Genomic DNA, 20,006 nt, shown 5'->3' on the forward strand with positions numbered 1-20,006 from the left:
GTGCACGAGGAATCGGCGCTGCGCCCCGCCACTTTGTGGCGGGGCCCCTCAGCTTTTTCGTTCCTTACGCCTTATGGGCGAAACGCCTCACGGGGCGAGCGGCGGACGGTAGCCGTCGGCCGTGCCCGGGCCGGACGCCGGGGAACCGTCCTCGCGGATGACCTCACCCTGGACGATCTTGCCGTCGGGCTGGTGGATCCGCGCCTGCTGGAAGGCGTCGCCGAAGGTGCCGGCGGGCGCGGCGGCCATCTTGCGCTCCAGGGAGCGGGCGAAACGGCGGCCGACCAGGGCCCGCACGGGCGGGAGCAGCAGGAGCAGGCCCACCGCGTCGGAGATCAGGCCGGGCATGATCAGGAGCAGGCCGGCCAGCATCGTCAGCCCGTTTCCGCTGCCGGGCTGCTGCGGGGTGGGCTGCCTGCCCGCCTGAGCCTGCTGGAAGGTTTCCGTCAGGTTCTTGAAGGCACGCCGCCCGGCCCGCTTGATGACCACCACGCCGAGCACCATGGCGCCCGCGAGCAGTGCGGCGACGGTCACGCCGCCGGCCGCGCCCGCGACCAGGCTGAGCAGCCAGATCTCCAGGATCAGCCAGGCGGCGATCGCCAGGGGAAGGAGCGTACGGGCAGGCGAGCGCCGCCTGGGAGCCGTCGAAGGAGAAACGCCGGTCGTCATGATGACCAGTGTGCCTGGCGGGGCATAAAAGCGACCTCAGTCGGAGGTACCGGACATCCCCTAGGGGTGCCGGGACGGCCCGGCGTCAGGCCTTCCCGGCCTGCCCGGCCTTGCCGGCCTTGCCGGTCAGCTTCTCCACGCGGGCCTGGATGCCCCACTGGGTGACCCGCCACAGGGCCTCGCGCACGATGTCCTTGCTCATCTTGCTGTCGCCGAACTCGCGCTCGACGAACGTGATGGGCACCTCGACGACGCGGAAGCCCTTCGCCACGGCACGGCGGGCCAGGTCGACCTGGAAGCAGTAGCCCGCGGAGGCCACCTCGTCCAGGCCCAGGCCCTCGAGGGTCTCGCGGCGGAACGCGCGGTAGCCGCCGGTGACGTCCCGGATCGGGACGCCCAGCATGAGGCGGGAGTAGGTGGAGCCGCCGCGGGAGAGGAACTCGCGGCTCTTGGGCCAGTTGACGACACGGCCGCCCGGCACCCAGCGGGAGCCCAGCACGAGGTCGGCGCCCTCCAGGGCGGTCAGCAGGCGGGGCAGCTCCTCGGGCTGGTGGGAGCCGTCGGCGTCCATCTCGACGATGACCCCGTAGCCGTTCTCCAGGCCCCAGGCGAAGCCGGCGAGGTAGGCGGCGCCGAGGCCTTCCTTGCCCTTGCGGTGCAGGACGTGCACGTGGTCGTCGCCGGCCGCCAGCTCGTCGGCGAGCTTGCCGGTGCCGTCCGGGCTGTTGTCGTCCGCGACCAGGATGTGGGCCTCGGGCACAGCCGCGCGGACGCGGCCGACGATCAGCCCGATGTTCTCCGCCTCGTTGTAGGTCGGAATGATCACCAAGGCCGTGCCGAGCGGTCCGTAGCTCCGCTGTCCGCCGTCGCTCACTGGGTCCCCTTTTGCGTTCTCGTACGTCCCGTACGTCTTGTCACAGAGGATGATTTTAGAACAGCGATCGGGGCCAGCGGTCCTTCGGGCCGACCCGGCTCCCGCTGGCTGCGGAGCGCCATGGCCGTTGTCTACTGGACCGCCGGGCCCGACCTGGGGCCACCCTCCCCCAGCTACGGCTGGGGGTGCCCCCACCGGCGAAACCTTCCCTCGCCCCCGAGGCGCGGGCGCGGCAGAGCGGACGGGTCCGTCCGGCACGGACGTCCTGTGGTGGACCCGGCCGAACTTATCCGGATCCGACCGCCCTTACCGAACCGCGACCGGTCTCATCACCCCTGTGGCCGTACGAATACCTCCCGGCCGCCGACCACGGTGGCCAGGCACACCGGCAGATCGGCGCCGGGGGTCAGGTCGGGCAGTCCGGGGGTGCCCGAGCGGGGGTCCGTGGACCATCGGGCGACCCGGTCGTCGGGGGCCTGGACGATCAGTTCCGCGGTCTGCCAGACGGCGTAGTCGGCCGGGGCGCCGGGTACGAGGACGCCCGCGTCGTCCCGTCCGAGGGCCCGCCAGCCGCCGCGGGTGTGGGCGGTGAAGGCGGCCCGTACGGAGATCCGGTGCTCGGGGGTCCGGTGGAAGGCGGCCGCGCGGACGGTGCCCCAGGGGTCGAGCGGGGTGACGGGGGCGTCGGAGCCGAAGGCGAGGGGGACGCCCGCCTTGAGCATCGCGGCGTACGGGTTGAGCGTGCGGGCGCGCTCGGCGCCGAGCCGGTCGGCGTACATGCCGTCCTCGCCGCCCCAGAAGGCGTCGAAGGCGGGCTGCACGGAGGCGGTCAGGCCGAGCTCCGCGAAGGCGGCGATGGTGGCCGGGGTCATCATCTCGGCGTGCTCGACGCGGTGCCGGGCAGCCCGGACACGGGCGAGGCCGACCTTCTCGGCGGCCGCGCGGACCCCTTCGACGACGGCGGTGACCGCGGCGTCCCCGATGGCGTGGAAGCCGGCCTGGAGTCCCGCCTCGGTGCAGGCGGCGACGTGCTCCGCCACGGCGCCCGCGTCGAGGTATCCGGTGCCGGTGTGGGAGGCATCGGCGTACGGGGCGTGCAGGCAGGCGGTGTGCGAGCCGAGGGCGCCGTCGACGAACAGGTCCCCGGCGGCCCCGATGGCCCCGAGCTCCCTGGCCCGGTCGAGGTCGCGGTCGGCCCAGTAGCCGAAGACGCGCGGGCCGGGGTGGGTCCGGGCGAGCTCCAGCAGGGCGGTGAAGTCCTCGGCGGAGGAGATGTCGGGTCCCCCGCACTCGTGGACGGAGCCGATGCCGAGGGAGGCGGCCCGGTCCAGGGCGGCCCGCTGGGCCTCGGCGCGCTGGTGGGGGGTGAGGGCGCCGAGCGCGGCGCGGCGTACGGCGTGGTGGGCGTCGCGGGTGAGCGGGGCGCCGTCGTCACCGACCCCGGGGACGAGGTCCAGCAGGGCGGTGGTGACCACGGCCGAGTGGGCGTCGATGCGGCTGAGGTAGAGCGGGCGGCCGCCGGTGGCCAGGTCGAGTTCCTCCGTGCGGGGTGCGCGGCGCTCGGGCCAGCGGGCGGCGTCCCAGCCGTGGCCGAGGAGCACCCGGTCGGCGGGCCGGCTCCGTGCGTACGCGCGTACGCGGTCGAGGGCGTCGGCGAGGTCGACGGCCCCGGACAGGTCCAGGCCGGTGAGGGCGAGGCCGGCGGAGGTGGTGTGGACGTGGGCGTCGGTGAACGCGGGCGTGACGAGCGCGCCGTCGAGGTCGACGACCTCGTCCACGCCCTGTGCGAAGGCGTCGGCGGCGCCCTCGGAGCCGACCCAGGCGATGTGGCCGCGCTCGACCACCATCGCGGTGGCGAAGGGGTCGGCGGGGCTGTGGACCTCTCCCCCGCGCAGGAGGACGGTCCGGGCGGATCCGGTTGCTCCGGCTGCGTCGGCGGAGTCGGCGGTGCGGTCTGTCATGCGGACCAGTCTCGCGGGTCGGACCGCCCCACCGGACCGCGGCCCCCGCACGGACCCCGCGCGGACCCCGCCGGGGCGCGGTCGGGGTGCGGCGCGGACGCGGCACGGGAGCGTCAGGGCGTCAGACGCGCGGGGGCCGCGATTCGTACGGGGTGGAGAGGACCACCGTGGTGCGGGTGGAGACGTGGGCCAGGGCGCGCAGCCGGCCCAGCAGGTCCTCCAGCTCCAGCGGGGTGGCGACGCGGACCTTGAGGATGTAGTTCTCGTCGCCCGCGACGCTGTGGCAGGCCTCGATCTCGGGGACTCCGGCCAGTCGCTCCGCGATGTCGTCCGGCGCGCTCGGGTCGAACGGCTTGACCGAGATGAAGGCCGTCAGCGGCAGGCCCACCGCCTCCGGGTCCACCACGGCCGCGTAGCCGCGGATCACTCCGCGCTGCTCCAGACGGCGTACTCGCTGATGGACCGCCGATGTGGACAGTCCCGTGGCCTTGCCCAGGTCCGTGTAGCTCATCCGCCCGTCCCGCACGAGCAGATCCACGATCTGGCGGTCCAGCTCCTCCATTGCGCTCATAGCCGCACAACCTACGGCCAAGAGCGCTTCAGGCCCAGCGCTGTCCACGGACCGGCTGGCACCTGCACCAGGCATGTGACCAAGGCCACAGGGGTATGGAGGCGTAGGCCGGGCGGTTGTGGTTACTCGTGCCGCGCGACGGGAAGTGCTTGGTGTGGCCGAGGCCGTAGAACCTGCCCGCCCGGCCCACCCAAGGGGGAGTACATCCATGCTGAACACCAAGCGCGCCGGTCGCATCGAACCGGAGCCCCTGGAACTTCTCGATTCCGAGGAGGGTGACGAGCTCGAATACCTCTACGACGCAGAGGGCTTCGAGATCCACCACGCCATCTGCCCCGACTGCGGCCAGTCGATCGCCCTCGTCGCGGACGAGGAATTCCTGCCGCAGCACGCGCTGTGCCTGACCCCGTGGAACCCGTTCGGGCTCACGGTGTGCGCGGGCACCGGGCGGCCCGCGGCCGACGCGCTGCCCACCGTCGACTTCGGCGGCGAGGAGGCGCCCGAGCTGGAGCCCGTCGTGCACCTCACGCTGCCGCTCGGCCTGGACTGGCGGACGCAGCCGTTCTCGCACGTCGGCGGTCCGGGCTCGCGTCCGGTGCAGATGCCGGAGCCCGCGGTGCTGCCCCGGATGCGGCAGCACGCGCAGGCCGCCTGAGCGCGACCCGAGTCACCAGTACGTGCCCTGCACCATGGCGGCCAGGCTGGCGTGGTGCAGGATCAGGCCGTCCGGGTCCGCGGGGATCTCGACCTCGCCGAAGTGCGCCTGCCGGTAGGCGATGCGCAGCATGACGATCCCGTGCCGCAGGGCGGCGTACAGGGTGTGGAACTCCATGTCCCGCGGGGTGTGGCCGGTGAGTTCGGCGTACCGGCGTTCGATGTCCTCGCGGCGCAGGAAGTCCGGCAGGCCGGGCTGGCCGAAGCCGACGGTGAGGTCCTGGAAGAACCGGTGGAGGTAGACGGTCCAGCCGAGGTCGACCTCGCGCGGGGCGCATGCGGCCATCTCCCAGTCCAGGACGGCGACGGGTTCGAAGCCGTCGGCCCGGTAGATGACGTTGCCGATGCGGGCGTCGCCCCAGTTGAGGACGGCCTCGCCCTCGTCGGCCGGCCAGAGCTCCTCCAGGCGGTCGAAGGCCCGCTCCAGCAGCGGCGAGCGGGCCAGGCCCGCCACCACCCATGCGTAGTAGGCGCGTTGGGCGTCGACGTGACGGCGCAGCGGGCTGCCCTCGCCCGGCGGGAGGAGGAACTCCGCCTCCTTGGCCGGGAACTGCTCGTGCAGGCGGCCCAGCAGCGCGACGGTGGCCTCCTGGAGGGCCTCGCGTTCGGCGTCGGTCGCGGCGTGCAGCCAGTTGCCCTCGTACGTGTAGGGCATGACGTCGGGCGGTACGCGGCCCTCGGCGCGGGCCATGACGAAGAACGGCGCCCCGAGCGGGCCGGGGTCCTCCTCCAGCCACTGCACGCGGGGGACGGGGAGGTCGGTGTGGGTGGCGACCAGGCTCATCACGCGGTGCTGGCGGGCCATGTCGTAGGTGGGGAAGACGGTGTAGGCGGCGGGGTCGGCGGCGAGGCGCAGTGCGCAGGCCGTGATCGGGGTGTCGGGGTGCTCGATGTCGAAGAGCAGGGTCTCGCTGGACATGCCGTTGGAGCCGGGGACGCGGGCGCCCGCGACCTTGGCGCCGGGGAGCCGGATGTGGAGCCAGGCGGTGAGGCGCCGGGTGAGTTCCTCGGGTTCGCGGGTGGAGGTGCGGGGACGCGGTGCCGTTGCCATGGGTGGGTCCCTTCCTGACTCTCTACTGCGCGACGGAGGAGTAGTCGGCGAAGCCGCTCGGGTCGTGGCGGCCGAAGCTGCCGTGCTCGAAGATGCCGTGGCCGGTCTGCCCGTCGAGGGTGAAGCGGGCCGAGTGGTCGGTGACGCCGAAGGCTGCCATGGGGTGGGCCGAGGGGTCGGAGAGGTCGTAGACGCGGCGGTCGCTCCAGCCGCGGCCCTGCCAGGTGCCGTGCTGCCAGTCGGCGGCGGGCGGGTAGCCGGCGCCGACGGCGAGCGGGGAGGAGTTGAGGATCTCCACGCCGAGTTCGAGGGGTTTGCGGGCCGGGTCGGTGAGGTGGACGACGGCGCTTCGGGGGTGGCGGCTGCCGGGGCGGTAGCGGATCTCGGTGTGCGGCCAGCCGAGTTGGACGTCGTGGCGGCCGCTGTCCTCGGGGAAGACCTGGACGGCCTCGTTCAGGATGCGGTGGCCGTCGGCGTCCTCCTGGGCGATGACCATGAGGAAGCGGTCCTCGAAGCGGACGGGGATCCAGAGCCAGTGGAAGCCCTCGGGGCGGTGCTCCTCGGCGGCGCGGCCGCCGTCCTCGCCGGGTATGGGGCGTACGCCCCAGCTGCGGTCGCGGGTGCCGGTCCATTCGTGGGGCGTGAGGGTGAGTTCCTCGCCCTTGGCGCGGATGGTGCCGCAGGCGTTGCCCGCCTGGACGAAGCGGCGGCCTTCGAGCATGAGGCGGTCGCCGCGGCGCTGGATGTGGTGGGGCTCCCAGACGGCCGGGAACTCGGCGGTCCAGGTGATGTCGTACGAGAGCCCGTCCGGGTCTTCGGGGTCGGGGTCGCACTGGAGGGTGATCTGCTTCAGGGGGGTGTCGACGAGGATGCGCAGGGGGCCGACGGAGAGGTTCATGCGGTCGTCGGTGAGGGCGTCGGAGGCGCGGACGGCGAGGAGTTCGTCGCCGATGCGCAGGGTGGCGTAGGCGTCGATGACGCCGGCGTTGGGGTAGACGCCGAGGCCGAGGATGAGGACGGCTCGGCCGGCGTGGTCGAAGACGTGGAAGATGCAGCGGTCGTAGGCGTTCCGGTCGCCGCTGACGAGGTGCTTCATCGACAACGGGGCCTGGTGGACGGGGTATTCGTCGAGCGGTACGGGCCGGTCGGCGGGCATGGCGGACCTCCTGGGCACGGGCCGGGCTGGGCCGGGCGGGGCTGGGCCCCGGGCGGAGATGACGGTACGTCAGAAACTGCGCCGGGGGCCATACTTCTGGCACTCCTTGACAGCCCGGCACACCACGCCGTCGCTCTCCGAGGGCGCGCCACGCGGGTCGCCTCCGGCGGGGGCCGCAGGTACCGCCGGGCCGGGCCGCAGCCGGGCCGCCTACCCCCGGGGGAGACACGCCGGGCCACGCGGTCCTCGGCAGCGAGCGCAGACACCGCGCGGGAACCACCGGAGCTCCCCGGCCGCCCCCCGGCGGCGCCGCGCAGGGCCACCGGGGGACGAGGCACACCGGGGCTGCCGGCCACCGGCGGCGGGTGCCGGTGCCGCCGCAGACCGGGCTCCGGGGCCAGCCGGCGGTGGGTCGGCAGGGCCGCTGCTGGGGGACACAGCGGGCCCCGCGGGTCCTCGGCAGCGAGCGCAGGGAGCACCGGAGCTCCGCGGCCGCCCCCCGGCGGCGCCGCGCAGGGCCGCCGGGGGACGAGGCACACCGGGGGTGCCGGACCCCGGCGGCGGCTGCCGGTGCGCGGGAGCGGGCTCCGGGGTCGGTCCCCGGTGGTGGGCGGCAGTGCCGCAGCGGGGTTCCGCGCCTCAAACGCCGGCGGGGCCGTACATGCCGGTGAGGCCGGAAAGGGGAGAGTGGGAGGGGTCGAACGGATGGGCGGCGGCGGGGAGGGGTTACGCGGGGGCGCGGTGGCGCGTTGGCCCGGCATGACCACGATGGAGACCTCCACACCACGGGTGGGGCGTCGGCGGCGGCCGGCCTCGGACGGGTACGAAGAATCGGTTCGGCAGGCGGCGGCCCGACACCCCGACCCGCCCATCTACCTGGCCCTGCTGGCCCGCTGGACCGAGGACGGCCGGACCGTGCCCGGGCTCCGCGACCCGGAGTGGTCCCGGATCGCCTCCTCCCCGATCTGGCCGACCGGCCCCCTTTTCGGCGGCCAGTAGCCCGGGCCCGGCCGCGTCACGCGCGGCAGGGCCCGGGTACGGCTCACGGTCGGCGCGCGCCCTCGGCGCCGGACGTGCGGCTAGCGCGTCTCCGGCCCCGCCAGGTGGCGGGCGATCACCATGCGCTGGATCTGGTTCGTGCCCTCCACGATCTGCAACACCTTCGCCTCCCGCATCAGCCGCTCCACCGGGAAGTCCGCCGTGTAGCCGTAGCCGCCGAGGACCTGGACCGCGTCCGTGGTGACGGCCATCGCCGCGTCGGTGCAGAACAGCTTGGCCATGGCCGCCTGCCGGGAGAACGGCTTGCCCGCGTCCCGCAGCCGCGCCGCGGCCAGGTACAGCGCCCGGCCCGCCTCGATCTTCGTCGCCATGTCGGCCAGCATGAAGCGCAGCCCCTGGAAGTCCGCGATCGGGTGGCCGAACTGCCTGCGGTCCAGTGCGTACGTCAGGGCCTCGTCCAGCGCGGCCTGCGCGACGCCGACGGCGCAGGCCGCGATGCCGAGCCGGCCCGCGTCCAAGGCGGCCAGCGCGATGGTGAAGCCCTGGCCCTCCTCGCCGATGCGGCGGCTGTCCGGCACCCGTACCCCGTCGAAGTGCAGCTGGGCGGTGGGCGAGCCCTTCATGCCCATCTTCTTCTCCGGGACGGCCGCCGTCAGGCCCTGCGCGTCGCCGGGGACCAGGAAGGCCGTGATGCCCTTGGGGCCCTCGGCGCCGGTGCGCGCCAGCACCGTGTAGAAGTCGGCGACCCCGCCGTGGGTGATCCAGGCCTTGGTGCCGGTGATGACCCAGTCCCCACCGTCCCGGACCGCCTTGGTGGTCAGGGAGGCCGCGTCGGAGCCCGCGGCCGGTTCGGAGAGGCAGTACGCGCCCAGCAGGCCGCCGCCGAGCATGGCGGGCAGGTGGGCGCCCTGCTGCTCCTTGGTGCCGTAGCCGGCCAGGCCGTGGCAGGCCAGGGAGTGCACGCTGACGCCGAGCCCGACGGTGAGGCGGGCCGCGGCCAGCTCCTCCAGGACCTGGAGGTAGACCTCGTACGGCTGCTCGCCGCCGCCGAATTCGCCGGCGTACGGGAGTCCGAGCAGGCCGGCCTCGGACAGCAGGGTGAAGACCTCGCGCGGGAAGCGCCCGGCGTCCTCTTCCTCGGCGGCCCGGGGGCGGATCTCCCGCTGTGCGATCTCGCGTACGAGCGCCAGAAGGTCGCGGGACTCCTCGGTCGGCAGCTGACGGTCAACCGGCTGCGGGGCGCGGTCGGTCATGGCGGCGCTCTCCTCATTCGTGGGCACGGGGCGGCGCGTGAGGGTGTGACGCGACGCCGGGTCTCGGTGCTCTCACAGCCGATACTGCCCCGCCGGATCGCGGAAGGGGCTGTTCAGTGGCTGCGGCGGTTGAGTATGCCTGATCAGGAGCTTCCCGTCACGGGTACGAGATCGCCGTCCGGGACGGGCGGAGCCGGGCACTGCGGGACGAACTCCGCGATCACCGTCAGCGTCCCCCGCAGCTGGCGGACCAGGAGGGCCCCGAGCTGGGCGCGGTCCGGCTGGCCGTCGGCCCCCGCTGCCGCCGCACCCGCGCCCGCGCCCGCCGCGAGGGCGCCGATCCACTCCAGCGTGATTCCCTCGACTCCCGAGAGCCAGCCGACCAGGGCCAGCCGTGCGAGGGGCGGGAGGGTCCGGTGCCCGTACGCGCCTTCGGCGATGGTGGCGACCAGTTCCTCGCGGACGGCGTCGCGGATGGCGAGGACCTCGGAGTCGGAGCCGACCCCGCCGGTGACGATGGTGCGGTAGGCGGCCTGGTGGTGCTCGGCGTAGTACAGGTAGCCGTCGACGGTGCGGCGCACCCGTTCGGCGTTGGGGAGCTCGGTCTCCCCGCCGGCGCGGGCGACGAGCTCGGCGACCGAGTCCTCGACGATGGCCAGGTAGTAGCCGCGTTTGCTCTTGAAGTAGTAGTAGATGAGCCCCTTGGCGATGCCCGCCTGCTTGGCGATGTCGTCCACGGAGAGCGCGTCGTACGAGGTGTCGGCGAACAACTTGCGCCCGATGGCTATGAGTTCGGCCCGTCGAACCTGCGAACGCCTGCTCGTCCCACGCTGTTGACTATTATTCAAATTCGGCCCTAGCCTCGAACTGCCACAGGATGTCCGCAGTATGGCATCCGGGCACTTCCCCTGCGCACTGGACGAACACCTCATGGGCAAGGGCACGAGACCCCCCGCGGAGGGCCGGGTCGACTGTAAGAAGCTGAGCAGCAAGGGCCTGGCCTCTTACGTGCAGACGGACCGCTCCGTCGACGGCAAGGGACATCCGGTGGCGCTGCTCGGCATCGGCGAGGCCACCTGGCCGACATCTGCCAGGCGGCCGAGGTGGACACCCCGCTGACCGCCGGCGGTCCGGCCGGCAGGTCACCGCGAGCAGCCTCGTCATCGACGGCGAGGATCTCGACGGCCACGCCACCTTCGGGACGGCCCAGATCGGCCGGGACGCCTCCCCCCTCGACACGGTGCCCGGGGTCGCGGTCGGGACCGAGCTCTTGCTGGTCCCGCTCTCGCCGCTGACCGTGCTGGTCAGCCTGGGTCTCGGGGGGATCGCGGCCATCGGCATCGCGCTGATCGCCGCCGGGATGTTCCTGTGGTTCCTGCCGCAGACCCGGGCGTACGTCTCCGTCCACGCGCTGCTGCTGTCGGTGCTGTCGTCCGTGGCGACCAACCTCGGCGGGTTCCTGCTCGGGATGCTGCTCGGCTGGCGGCGCTGGTGACGGCCGCGCCGCCGGCGCGGGGCGCGCAGGGCGCACCGCGACCTGGCCAGGTTCAGCGGCTGCATCGAGGGGCTGCCGGCTCCGCCGGTCATCCCGCCGTTCGTGTTCATGACCCAGGTGAGCGCCGAGCAGGCGCTGGTCACCTCCGACGTGATCGTCACCGACGGACTGCGGCTGGAGGCCTCGTGATCCCCGTGCAGGCGGCGCCGCTGTGGGGGCCGGGTGCTGGGGGTATCTGCAGGCGGTGGCCGGGTATTTCCTGCTGATCTTCACCCTGATCCACGGGTGGGACGGCAGCGGGTACCGGCGGCTGCTGAGCGCTGATCCGCGGGCCTACGCCGGCTGGTCCGCGGACAGCGCGGTCAACAACGTGCCGGGTTTCGCGACTTCGGGAGGGCTGGCGGCTGCCGGGGGCGGCGGCGGACCTCAAGGTGCCCCGCCTGCCGGCCGTGGTGATCGCCGGGGCGGGGGTGTACGTGCTGCCGTTCGCGGGGGAGCTGGGCGCGAGTGTCCGGCCGGGCTGGTGCTGCTGCCGGCACGCTCGTCGGTGCGGCGGCTCTACGGGCTCGTGGGCGTTGCGGACCCGCACTGGCGGGCAGAGCCGCAGGAGGCGGGCGCCGGGGCCGGGGAGGCCGGGGCGGGGAGGTTAGAGCCAGCCGACCTGGGTGACGAACATGGCGACGACGACCACGAGGATCCAGCCGAGCACGTGCTCGAGCCAGGCGGAGTCCTCCTTGGGGCCACCGGTGCCCACGAGGTTGCGGGCACGGGCAGTGAGGGTGGCGCTGGAAGTCGTCATGCCGTCCAATGTGCCAGCGTTCGCCGCTTTCGCGGGAGAGACGATGGTCACTGGTGGCACGCGTCACGCGGCACACCTCGCACGGCATGCCGCCGGGCCCCGGCCGTGTCAGCCGGGGCCCGGCGGCGGCGGAAGCGTCCGCCCGGGCGGTGTCCGCTCAGGTGGCGGTGCCGCGCCGGTTGTCGCGCCTGCCCCCTGCCATGGCCGCCATGGCCAGGCCGAGGCACACGGCGACGGCGCCGGTGATGACATTGCTCGTCACGCTGCGGGTCGTGTCCATCTCACCGGCGATGACCCACGGGGCGATGATCGTCCAGGCCCCGATCGCGACCGCCGTCCAGGCCATCGCATGGGTGCGCTCGTACGCCGAGCCCAGTCCGCCCATGCACAGACAGAACGCCAGGCCGGCGATGAGGTTGTTGACGGCCAGCGGGCCGAGCACGCTGAACCCGGCGATCCATGGCGAAGCCGCCAGGTACAGGCCCGTGATCAGCGCCAGTGCCTCCACGGCCTGCGCGCTGGGAGTGGTGGTCACCCGCTCGAACCGAGTCCGCATCTCGGCAAGGTCCGGGTGGTGTTCGATGTTCGTGTTCGGATGGGTGGTCATGGTGGGCTGCCTCCTACGAGAAGCCTTACATGCCCTTTATGCCCACAATCTTCCCATTCAGCCCTTCGGACCAGCGGACGTTTTCACGGCGTTCACAGCACTCCTACCTTCCGCAGCGCCTGGATCTGTGCGGCGCTCGGGCGGATCGGGCCGTAGAGGTAGCAGACTCCCCCGGTGCCCGAGACGACCTTGCCCGCGGCGTTGTGCCGCTTGGTGCGCAGCCAGTTGTTCTCGAACTCGCGGCGCCGGTAGACCCGGCGCACGGCCGCGTTCGCGGCCGAGTTGGGGTCGTTGGCGATGACGTCACCGGACGCCGTGAAGCCGATCACGGTCATGAGGTGGCCGGCGGTGCCGTAGCCCGCGCCGGTGAGCTCCTCGGACCGGAAGGACTGGGAGGTGATGGCCGGGATGCCGGCCCGGACCAGCGTCTCCAGGTCGGTCAGCGAGCCGAGCCGGGTGACGAGGCCGGCGAGCTGGCGGTAGGTGGCGGCGTAGGCGGCGTTGAAGGGCCAGTTGCCGCAGCCCTTGTAGGCGGCGTCGTAGGTGGAGCGGGCGGCGTGGCAGACCTGCGGGTCGGCGTAGGTTTTGTTGACCCAGGCCAGGGACTTCGCGGCGGGCCTGCGGCCCCAGAACTCGATGATCATCTGCGAGGAGGTGGGGCTGCACCAGGCCTCGCCGCCGTTGTCGTACTCGGGGTACTGGCCGAGGTGGGTCTCCTGCGAGTAGCGGGGCACCTTCAGCTCGTGCGCCGCGCCCGACGGGGCGGAGGCGGGGACGGTGAACCGGTCCGGGACGTGGGAGACCATCGCTCCCGCCAGCCACACGGTGGGGCCGCGCAGGGCGCCCGGCTTGCGGTAGAGGGTCAGACGCAGCCGCCAGTCCTTGATCCGCAGGCCGCCGGCCGTGGTGGGTGCGTCCACGGCCAGGGTGTCGGTCCAGACGGTGGACTTGCCGTCGGTCTGGCCGTCCACCGAGGTGCGCCGGATGTCGCCGTCGCCGGAGGCCCAGCGGCCCATGACGTACCAGGGGGTGGCGGTGCCGTCGGTGTAGGTGCCGCGCAGCTCGGTCTGGATCCAGGTGCCGGCCGGGGTGCGGGCGTTCCACGAGGCGATGGCTTCGGTGGCGGGCACGGTGGAGACGTGCACCGGGGAGGTCCAGGTGGCGTACTCCCAGGTGCTCTTCTTGCGGGTGTGCGGGTCGGCGTAGTCCATGCGGCCGGCCGGGGTCTTGATCTCCAGGCCGGGGCGGGCGCCGCCGACGGCGGTGGTGCCCTGGTGGAAGCCGGCGCGCCAGTGGGCGTACGAGTACCAGAACCGGTTGTCCACGGTCTTGGCGGACGCCGCCGCGGCGGCGAGGGCCGGGGCGGCGCCCGGGGCGGCGGACGGTGCGGCGCCCGCCGCGGGGCCGGAGGAGGCCGCCGAGGCCCTCCCCCCGGGCAGGGTGGCGGCGGTGGCGGCCGCCAGGGCGACGGCGAGCAGGGCCCGGCGTGGCGTGGGTGCGGTCATCGGCGTGGCCCCCCAGGGGTCGGTGCGGCGGACGGTGCGGTGGTTCGGGCTTCCACGGCCTTCACCCTTGCAGTTCCCGGTGGCCGGACGCCGAAGCCACGCATCCGTGTCGGGGGTGACGCCGGGCGGCCGCCTGGTGCTGTGGCCGGAAAGGTTCACCGCACTACGCTGGCCGGGTGGAGTCACATCAGTCACCCCCCGCGCAGCAGTCACTCGAAACCCTCGCGAGCGCGCTCGCCGCGCTGCCGCCTTCCCTCGGGCCGGTGCGGCTGATCGGCATCGACGGGCACGCCGGGTCCGGGAAGAGCACCTTCGCGGCGCGGCTCGCCGGGGCGCTGGGCGGTGCGCCCGTGCTGCATCTGGACGACGTGGCCACCCACCAGGAACTGTTCGGCTGGGCGGAGCGGCTGCGTGCGCAGGTGCTGGAGCCGCTCGCGGCCGGCCGGGCCGCGCACTGGGCCCCGTACGACTGGGTGGAGCGGCGGTTCGGTCCGGAGCGGGTGCTGGAGCCGGCGGCGGTGCTGCTCGTGGAGGGGGTCGGGGCCGGGCGGCGGGTGCTGCGTCCCCATCTGGCGCGGCTGCTGTGGATGGAGCTGCCGCGCGTGACCTCGTGGGGGCGCGGGCGAAACCGGGACGGGCGTGAACTTTCCGACTTCTGGGACGGATGGGAGCGCGCGGAGCTCGCGCACTTCTCGGATGATCCTTCGCGCCCCTTCGCGGACGCCCTGGTACGCCAGAGCGGTACGGGATACGAGTGGACTTGCGGGACTGCCGTGCCCCCGGGAACGACCGCTTCCGTCACCGCGAGTGACGAGCTCCCCCGGGCCTGAGCGGCTCCTGGAATCCGCTCCTCCCAGGCTCCACCGGGCCGCTTGACCCGGGCGCCGCGGCGGCCTTACGTTCTCAAGGCGCGGTCTTCCAAGGCCGCAGCGGACACGAAGCCCCCGATTGTTCCCCCGTGATCGGGGGCTTCGTTCTGTCCGCATCCGCTCCGCTGCCGCGTCGCGCGGGCGAAACCGACCCCGAATCTTCACGCTGCGTCACCACGACCGCCCGGGGTACGCTCCCGACGCATGCCCGCCGCACCCTACGTAAGGTGCGTAACCGCAGGTACGATGCACCCCTGATTTCATCGGCGCTGGACAACTCGCGCGCACCACGCGGGGGTTGCCGCGCACCACGGGGGCAGGCTTGTGGGGGACGTGATGGATTTCGGCACGCCGGGCAGCACCCACGCCCCGGCCGAACTCGCCTGGCTGCGGGGGGTGGACGCCTGCACCATGGGCGCCTATCCGCAGGCCGAGGAGGAGTTCCGGGCGGCGGTACGACTGGATCCCGCGATGGCCGACGCCTGGCTGGGCCTGCACGCGCTGCGGGTCGACACGACCAACGCCTTATTGCGCATGTACACCCATCGGGACCGTTTCGGCGAGCAGCGGGCACGACACCGGCGGACCCTGAACTCCTGGTACTGGCTGGGCTGGTGGGTGCAGCCGGTCCTGGAGAGCCGCCGCGACCTGCTGCTGGCCCACGCCTCGCACTGGCTGGACGGGCGCCACGTGCCCGAGCTGGACCAGGCGTTGGCGGCGCTGCCCCCGGTGGACGCGGATCCGCAAGTGCGGTTCCTGCACGCCTGCCGGGCCTATCTGGTCAAGGACTGGGAGCAGTTGGTCCGGCACACCGAGCCGCTGGTGGACGATCCGCTGCTCGGCATCGAGGCGGGGCTTTTCGGGGGGATGGCCCGGGTCCGGCTGGAGATGTACGGGCAGGCCGAGCCCCTGCTGTCGGCGGCGCTGATGCGCTGCCGCAGCGAGCAGCCGCAGCGCAAGGAGTTGCGGTACTGGCTGGCGCGGGCGCACGAGGGCACGGGGCGCAGTGCGGCGGCGCTTCCGCTGTACCGGGCGGTGCACCGGGTGGATCCGGCGTTCATGGACACGGCGGCCCGGCTGACGGCCATCGAGGACAGCGATTGCATCGACGGGTACGACGGCTACGAGGGCTATGCCGGGGACTCCCGCGTCGGCGGGCACGGCTTGGCTCCCGGCGGCGGGGGCTTCGCGGCGGTGGCGCTGGGCGGCGGTCCCGTACAGGACATCGCGGCGGACGGGCAGGTGGAGCAGGACCCGCTGACGGCCGCCGATCCCCCGGAGCCGCGCCACGGCCCGGGAACGCCGCCCCAGCCGCCCGGCGCGGGCGGAAGCGGGGGCACGGGCGGGGGCGGGGGCCGGCTGGAGGGCGTACGGCGCAAGGTGTCGGTGCCGCCGCAGCCGGCGCCGGCGGGGCTGCCCACCGGGCCCGCCGATCCGGCGGCGCTCGCCGAGGCGCTCGCGGAGCTGGAGCGGATGGTGGGTCTGGAGCCGGTGAAGCGGCAGGTGAAGGCGCTCTCGGCGCAGTTGCACATGGCCCGGCTGCGGGCCGGCCAGGGTTTACCGGTACAGCCGCCGAAACGGCACTTCGTCTTCTCCGGGCCCTCCGGCACGGGCAAGACGACGGTGGCCCGGATCCTGGGCCGGGTGTTCTACGCGCTGGGCCTGCTCGGCGGCGACCACCTGGTGGAGGCCCAGCGGGCGGACCTGGTGGGCGAGTTCCTCGGGCAGACGGCGGTGAAGGCCAACGAGCTGATCGATTCGGCGATCGGCGGGGTGCTCTTCGTGGACGAGGCGTACAGCCTGTCCAACTCCGGTTACAGCAAGGGCGACGCGTACGGGGACGAGGCCCTGCAGGTGCTGCTGAAGCGGGCGGAGGACAACCGCGACCACCTGGTGGTGATCCTGGCGGGCTATCCGGCCGGGATGGACCGGCTGCTGGCGACCAATCCGGGGCTGTCCTCGCGGTTCACCACCCGGGTGGACTTCCCCAGCTACCGGCCGCCGGAGCTGACCGCGATCGGCGGGGTGCTGGCCGATGCGAACGGGGACCGCTGGGACGAGGAGGCGCTGGAGGAGCTGCGCAGCATCAGCGGGCACGTGGTGGAGCAGGGCTGGATCGACGAGCTGGGCAACGGCCGGTTCCTGCGCACCCTGTACGAGAAGAGCTGCGCGTACCGGGATCTGCGGCTGTCGGGCTTCGCGGGGGATCCTTCGCGGGACGACCTGGCGACGCTGCGGCTGGCGGACCTGATGCAGGCGTACGGGGAGGTCCTGTCGGGCCGTGGGCCGCAGGAGCGGCCGGAGCCGCCGACGCCGTGAGCCGGGCCGGTGTCCTTCCTGCGGCATGACCGGGGCCCCTACGGCATGACCGGGGGCGGACCGGAGAAGGCCGCGATCGCGGAGAGGACCAGGAAGGCGATGATCGCGGCGATCAGGAACCAGACCGCCGAGAGGGGCCGTCCGCCGTCTCGCTCCGCCCACTGCGCGTCCGCCTCGCCGTCACCGAGCCTTCCCCGCAGCAGGGCGCGGACCTGCGCCGCGAACGCCGGGTCCGCTGCCGCGAGTTCCGTCACGGCCGACTCGAGGTCATGGGCGGCGGCCGGTGCGTGCGGTGCGCGCTCGAAGGCGACGACGGCGCCCGCGCGATCGGCCGGCAGCCGGTCGAGGAGCACCTCCCGCAGGCGGCGTGCCACCGGGGAGGGCGCGTCGGGGTCCTCCCTCAGCCGGTCCAGTACCTCGCGGGCCGTGTCCCGGAACTCTGACCGCATGTTCGCGCCCCCTCACACCGTCGTGGCGCGAGTATGACGGACGGCCGTGGCCGCCGGACCCGTCGTGCGACGGATCCGGCGACGGGGTCAGGCGGAGAGCGCGCGCTCCGGGCGGAGTTCGGGCCTGCGGGCCTGCGGGGCCGTGCGGTGGGCGGGGTCGCGGACCTCGCCCACCAGCATCTCCAGGACGTCCTCCATGGCAACCAGGCCCAGGACCCGCCCCGCCGGGTCGGCGACCTGGGCGAGGTGGGTGGCGTCCCGGCGCATGACGCTGAGCGCGTCGTCCAGCGGGAGGGTGGAGCACAGGATGGTCATCCGGCGCCAGACCCGCTGGGGTACGGCCCGCTCCCGGTCCTCCAGGTCCAGTACGTCCTTCACGTGCAGGTAGCCCATGAAGGCGCCGTCGTCGGCGCGGACGGGGAAGCGGGAGTACCCGGTGCGGACGGTGAGCTGCTCGATCTGCCGCGGGGTGGCCGAGGGGCCGACCGTGACGAGCCGGCCCGGGGCGAGGAGGACGTCGGTGACCGGGCGGCTGCCCAGCTCCAGGGCGTCCTCCAGGCGCTCCTGCTCACCGGGGTCGAGGAGACCGGCCTGCCGGGAGTCCTCGACGAGCCGGCCGAGCTGCGCCGAGGTGTAGACGGCCTCGACCTCGTCCTTGGGCTCGACCTTGAAGAGCCGCAGGACGAGCTTGGCGCAGGCGCCGAGGGCGGTGGTGACCGGCCCGCAGAGCCGGGCGAAGGCGACCAGGCCGGGGCTGAACCACAGCGCGGTCTTCTCGGGCGCGGCCATGGCGAGGTTCTTGGGGACCATCTCGCCGATGACCAGGTGCAGGAAGACCACGGCGGCGAGCGCGAACGCGTAGCCGAGGGGGTGGATCATGCCCTCGGGTACGCGGGCCGCGTGGAAGACGGGCTCCAGCAACCGGGCCACGGTGGGCTCGGCGACCGCGCCGAGGGTGAGCGAGCAGACGGTGATGCCGAACTGCGCGGCGGCCATCATGCGCGGCAGGTTCTCCAGGCCGTGGAGCACCTGGCGGGCCCGCTTGGAGCCGGCCGCGAGGGGCTCGATCTGGCTGCGGCGTACGGAGACGAGCGCGAACTCGGCGCCGACGAAGAAACCGTTGGCCAGGACGAGGAGCAGGGCGAAGAGGAGCTGGAGCGCGTTCACCGGCGGCCACCCACCGGTTCCGGCTCGGCGGGCGCGGGCACGGCGCCCAGCGGCGTGGTGCGCACCAGCCGGACCCGTTCGGCCCGGTAGCGGCCGACCTGGCGGACGGACAGCTTCCAGCCGGGGAGTTCGGCACGGTCCCCGGGAGCGGGGATGCGGCCGAGCAGGTCGGCGACGAGGCCGGCGACGGTCTCGTACGGGCCTTCGGGAACCTCGAGGCCTATCCGGCGCAGGGTCTGGACGCGGCAGCTGCCGTCGGCCTCCCAGGAGGGGCGGCCGTCCTCGGCGGGTACGGCGGCCAGCTCGGGGCTCTCGTCCTCGGCGAGGTCGTGCTCGTCGCGGACCTCGCCGACGAGTTCCTCCACGATGTCCTCCAGGGTGACGACTCCGGCGGTGCCGCCGTACTCGTCGACGACGACGGCCATCGGCTGTTCGCTGCGCAGCCGCTCCAGCAGCGGCTGCACCGGCAGGGAGCCGGGTACCCGTAGCGGGGCGACGCAGATGCGGCTGACGGTGGTGCGGCCGCGCTCGTCCTCGGGGACGGCGAGTGCGTCCTTGAGGTGGACGACGCCGGTGATCTCGTCGATGCGGTCGCGGTAGACGGGGAAGCGGGACAGGCCGGTGGCGCGGGTCAGGTTGAGCACGTCGGCCGCGGTGGCCGTGTGCTGGAGTGCGCTGACCCGGATCCGGGGGGTCATGACGTGCTGGGCGGTGAGTTCGCCCAGCGAGAGGGTCCGTACGAAGAGGTCGGCGGTGTCCTGTTCGAGGGCGCCGGCCTGGGCCGAGTGGCGGACCAGGGAGACCAGTTCGCCGGGGGTGCGGGCGGAGGCCATCTCGTCGGTGGGCTCCACGCCGAGCGCGCGTACGAGGCGGTTGGCGACGGCGTTGAGGCCGGCGATGACCGGGCGGAAGGCGCGGGAGAAGGCGTTTTGGGGGCCGGCGACGACGCGGGCCACCTGGAGCGGCCGGGAGATCGCCCAGTTCTTCGGGACGAGCTCGCCGACGACCATCTGGACGGCGGAGGCGAGCAGCATGCCGATGACGACGGCGACGCCGGGGACGGCTCCTCGGGGCAGGCCCGTCGCGGCGATCGGCCCGGCCAGCAGGGCGGCGAGGGCCGGCTCGGCGAGCATGCCGACGACGAGGGAGGTGATGGTGATGCCGAGCTGGGTGCCGGAGAGCTGGAAGGACAGCTCCCGCAGGGCCTTGACCACCGTACGGGCACGGCGGTCTCCGTCGGCTGCGGCGCGTTCGGCCTCGGGTCTCTCCACGGTGACGAGGCCGAATTCGGCTGCCACGAAGAATCCGTTGGCGAGGATCAGAACGAATGCCGCCACGAGCAGGAGTAGCGGGGTGGTCATGCCGCCGCCTCCGGGGGGAGGGCGGCGCGGGTACTACCGGACGATCCGTCCATTGCTGGAGGGAGTCACTCCTCAAGTCGCAGGTGCCCACGGGCCTCGGGGTCCCGGGGCCGGTGGGAGGGCGCCGGTCCGCGCCCCGCCACCAGGGTAGTCACTGAGATCGCCGCCGCAATGGGACGCATCGACG

20 protein-coding genes are annotated in these 20,006 nt (G+C 73.5%); 6 read left to right on the forward strand and 14 right to left on the reverse strand.

The features are described 5' to 3' along the window. Positions 1 to 87: 87 nt before the first annotated feature. The 4 genes from fxsA to ACFWBF_RS24025 form a co-directional block, all read right to left on the reverse strand. Entirely contained in the window at positions 88 to 669 is a 582-nt protein-coding gene (gene fxsA / locus ACFWBF_RS24010; RefSeq protein ID WP_385605456.1) for an FxsA family membrane protein, read from the reverse strand. Between the two features lie 85 nt (positions 670 to 754). Continuing rightward, on the reverse strand, positions 755 to 1,543 hold the full coding sequence (locus ACFWBF_RS24015; RefSeq protein WP_385605457.1) for a polyprenol monophosphomannose synthase: 789 nt from the start codon (positions 1,541 to 1,543) through the stop codon (positions 755 to 757). 329 nt (positions 1,544 to 1,872) lie between these two features. Next, a complete protein-coding gene (locus tag ACFWBF_RS24020) occupies positions 1,873 to 3,504 on the reverse strand; it encodes an amidohydrolase (RefSeq protein ID WP_385605459.1) in 1,632 nt (543 codons plus the stop codon). A gap of 121 nt (positions 3,505 to 3,625) precedes the next feature. After that, a complete protein-coding gene (locus tag ACFWBF_RS24025; RefSeq protein ID WP_365918508.1) occupies positions 3,626 to 4,066 on the reverse strand; it encodes an Lrp/AsnC family transcriptional regulator in 441 nt (146 codons plus the stop codon). 217 nt (positions 4,067 to 4,283) lie between these two features. Between ACFWBF_RS24025 and ACFWBF_RS24030 the strand changes: the two genes are divergently transcribed. Next, positions 4,284 to 4,730: a hypothetical protein gene (locus tag ACFWBF_RS24030; RefSeq protein ID WP_385605460.1), complete on the forward strand. Its 447-nt coding sequence runs from the start codon at positions 4,284 to 4,286 to the stop codon at positions 4,728 to 4,730. 12 nt (positions 4,731 to 4,742) lie between these two features. Here the strand turns inward: ACFWBF_RS24030 and ACFWBF_RS24035 are convergent, their stop codons facing one another. Further along, complete coding sequence (locus tag ACFWBF_RS24035) at positions 4,743 to 5,840, reverse strand: phosphotransferase family protein (RefSeq protein ID WP_385605462.1); 1,098 nt, start codon at positions 5,838 to 5,840, stop codon at positions 4,743 to 4,745. Between the two features lie 22 nt (positions 5,841 to 5,862). Then, a complete protein-coding gene (locus ACFWBF_RS24040; RefSeq protein ID WP_385605464.1) occupies positions 5,863 to 6,996 on the reverse strand; it encodes a hypothetical protein in 1,134 nt (377 codons plus the stop codon). Positions 6,997 to 7,755: 759 nt separating this feature from the next. Between ACFWBF_RS24040 and ACFWBF_RS24045 the strand changes: the two genes are divergently transcribed. Further along, positions 7,756 to 7,995, forward strand: a complete 240-nt coding sequence (locus tag ACFWBF_RS24045) for a hypothetical protein (protein ID WP_385605465.1) — start codon at positions 7,756 to 7,758, stop codon at positions 7,993 to 7,995. An 80-nt stretch (positions 7,996 to 8,075) separates the two neighbouring features. Here the strand turns inward: ACFWBF_RS24045 and ACFWBF_RS24050 are convergent, their stop codons facing one another. Beyond that, entirely contained in the window at positions 8,076 to 9,248 is a 1,173-nt protein-coding gene (locus ACFWBF_RS24050; RefSeq protein ID WP_385605467.1) for an acyl-CoA dehydrogenase family protein, read from the reverse strand. Between the two features lie 143 nt (positions 9,249 to 9,391). Beyond that, positions 9,392 to 10,096 (reverse strand): TetR/AcrR family transcriptional regulator, encoded by a 705-nt coding sequence (locus ACFWBF_RS24055; protein ID WP_385605469.1) that lies wholly within the window; start codon positions 10,094 to 10,096, stop codon positions 9,392 to 9,394. Positions 10,097 to 10,136: 40 nt separating this feature from the next. On the opposite strand from ACFWBF_RS24055, the gene ACFWBF_RS24060 reads away from it, so the two are divergent. Both ACFWBF_RS24060 and ACFWBF_RS24065 read left to right on the forward strand, forming a co-directional pair. Next, positions 10,137 to 10,367 (forward strand): hypothetical protein, encoded by a 231-nt coding sequence (locus ACFWBF_RS24060; RefSeq protein ID WP_385605471.1) that lies wholly within the window; start codon positions 10,137 to 10,139, stop codon positions 10,365 to 10,367. Between the two features lie 121 nt (positions 10,368 to 10,488). Further along, positions 10,489 to 10,743, forward strand: a complete 255-nt coding sequence (locus ACFWBF_RS24065) for a DUF6114 domain-containing protein (protein WP_385605473.1) — start codon at positions 10,489 to 10,491, stop codon at positions 10,741 to 10,743. 646 nt (positions 10,744 to 11,389) lie between these two features. Here ACFWBF_RS24065 and ACFWBF_RS24070 read toward each other — a convergent pair. From ACFWBF_RS24070 to ACFWBF_RS24080, 3 genes are all read right to left on the reverse strand, one after another. After that, complete coding sequence (locus tag ACFWBF_RS24070) at positions 11,390 to 11,542, reverse strand: SCO1431 family membrane protein (RefSeq protein WP_385605475.1); 153 nt, start codon at positions 11,540 to 11,542, stop codon at positions 11,390 to 11,392. A gap of 157 nt (positions 11,543 to 11,699) precedes the next feature. Continuing rightward, positions 11,700 to 12,149 carry an SPW repeat protein gene (locus tag ACFWBF_RS24075; RefSeq protein WP_385605477.1) on the reverse strand — a complete coding sequence of 150 codons (450 nt, stop codon included), beginning with the start codon at positions 12,147 to 12,149 and terminating at the stop codon, positions 11,700 to 11,702. A 92-nt stretch (positions 12,150 to 12,241) separates the two neighbouring features. Next, positions 12,242 to 13,654, reverse strand: coding sequence for a C39 family peptidase (locus ACFWBF_RS24080; protein ID WP_385605479.1), 1,413 nt, complete (start codon positions 13,652 to 13,654; stop codon positions 12,242 to 12,244). Positions 13,655 to 13,830: 176 nt separating this feature from the next. On the opposite strand from ACFWBF_RS24080, the gene ACFWBF_RS24085 reads away from it, so the two are divergent. Together ACFWBF_RS24085 and ACFWBF_RS24090 are read left to right on the forward strand one after the other, a co-directional pair. After that, a complete protein-coding gene (locus ACFWBF_RS24085) occupies positions 13,831 to 14,484 on the forward strand; it encodes a uridine kinase (protein ID WP_385605481.1) in 654 nt (217 codons plus the stop codon). 375 nt (positions 14,485 to 14,859) lie between these two features. Then, positions 14,860 to 16,842, forward strand: coding sequence for an AAA family ATPase (locus tag ACFWBF_RS24090; protein ID WP_385605483.1), 1,983 nt, complete (start codon positions 14,860 to 14,862; stop codon positions 16,840 to 16,842). Between the two features lie 38 nt (positions 16,843 to 16,880). Here ACFWBF_RS24090 and ACFWBF_RS24095 read toward each other — a convergent pair whose 3' ends face one another. The 3 genes from ACFWBF_RS24095 to ACFWBF_RS24105 form a co-directional block, all read right to left on the reverse strand. Next, a complete protein-coding gene (locus tag ACFWBF_RS24095; RefSeq protein WP_385605484.1) occupies positions 16,881 to 17,291 on the reverse strand; it encodes a hypothetical protein in 411 nt (136 codons plus the stop codon). An 87-nt stretch (positions 17,292 to 17,378) separates the two neighbouring features. Next, a complete protein-coding gene (locus ACFWBF_RS24100; protein WP_385605486.1) occupies positions 17,379 to 18,458 on the reverse strand; it encodes a hemolysin family protein in 1,080 nt (359 codons plus the stop codon). Next, positions 18,455 to 19,819, reverse strand: a complete 1,365-nt coding sequence (locus ACFWBF_RS24105; protein ID WP_385605488.1) for a hemolysin family protein — start codon at positions 19,817 to 19,819, stop codon at positions 18,455 to 18,457. The genes ACFWBF_RS24100 and ACFWBF_RS24105 overlap by 4 nt, the downstream gene beginning before the upstream one ends. Positions 19,820 to 20,006: the final 187 nt, after the last annotated feature.

This window comes from Streptomyces sp. NPDC060028, from assembly GCF_042736725.1.
GTDB lineage: Bacteria > Actinomycetota > Actinomycetes > Streptomycetales > Streptomycetaceae > Streptomyces.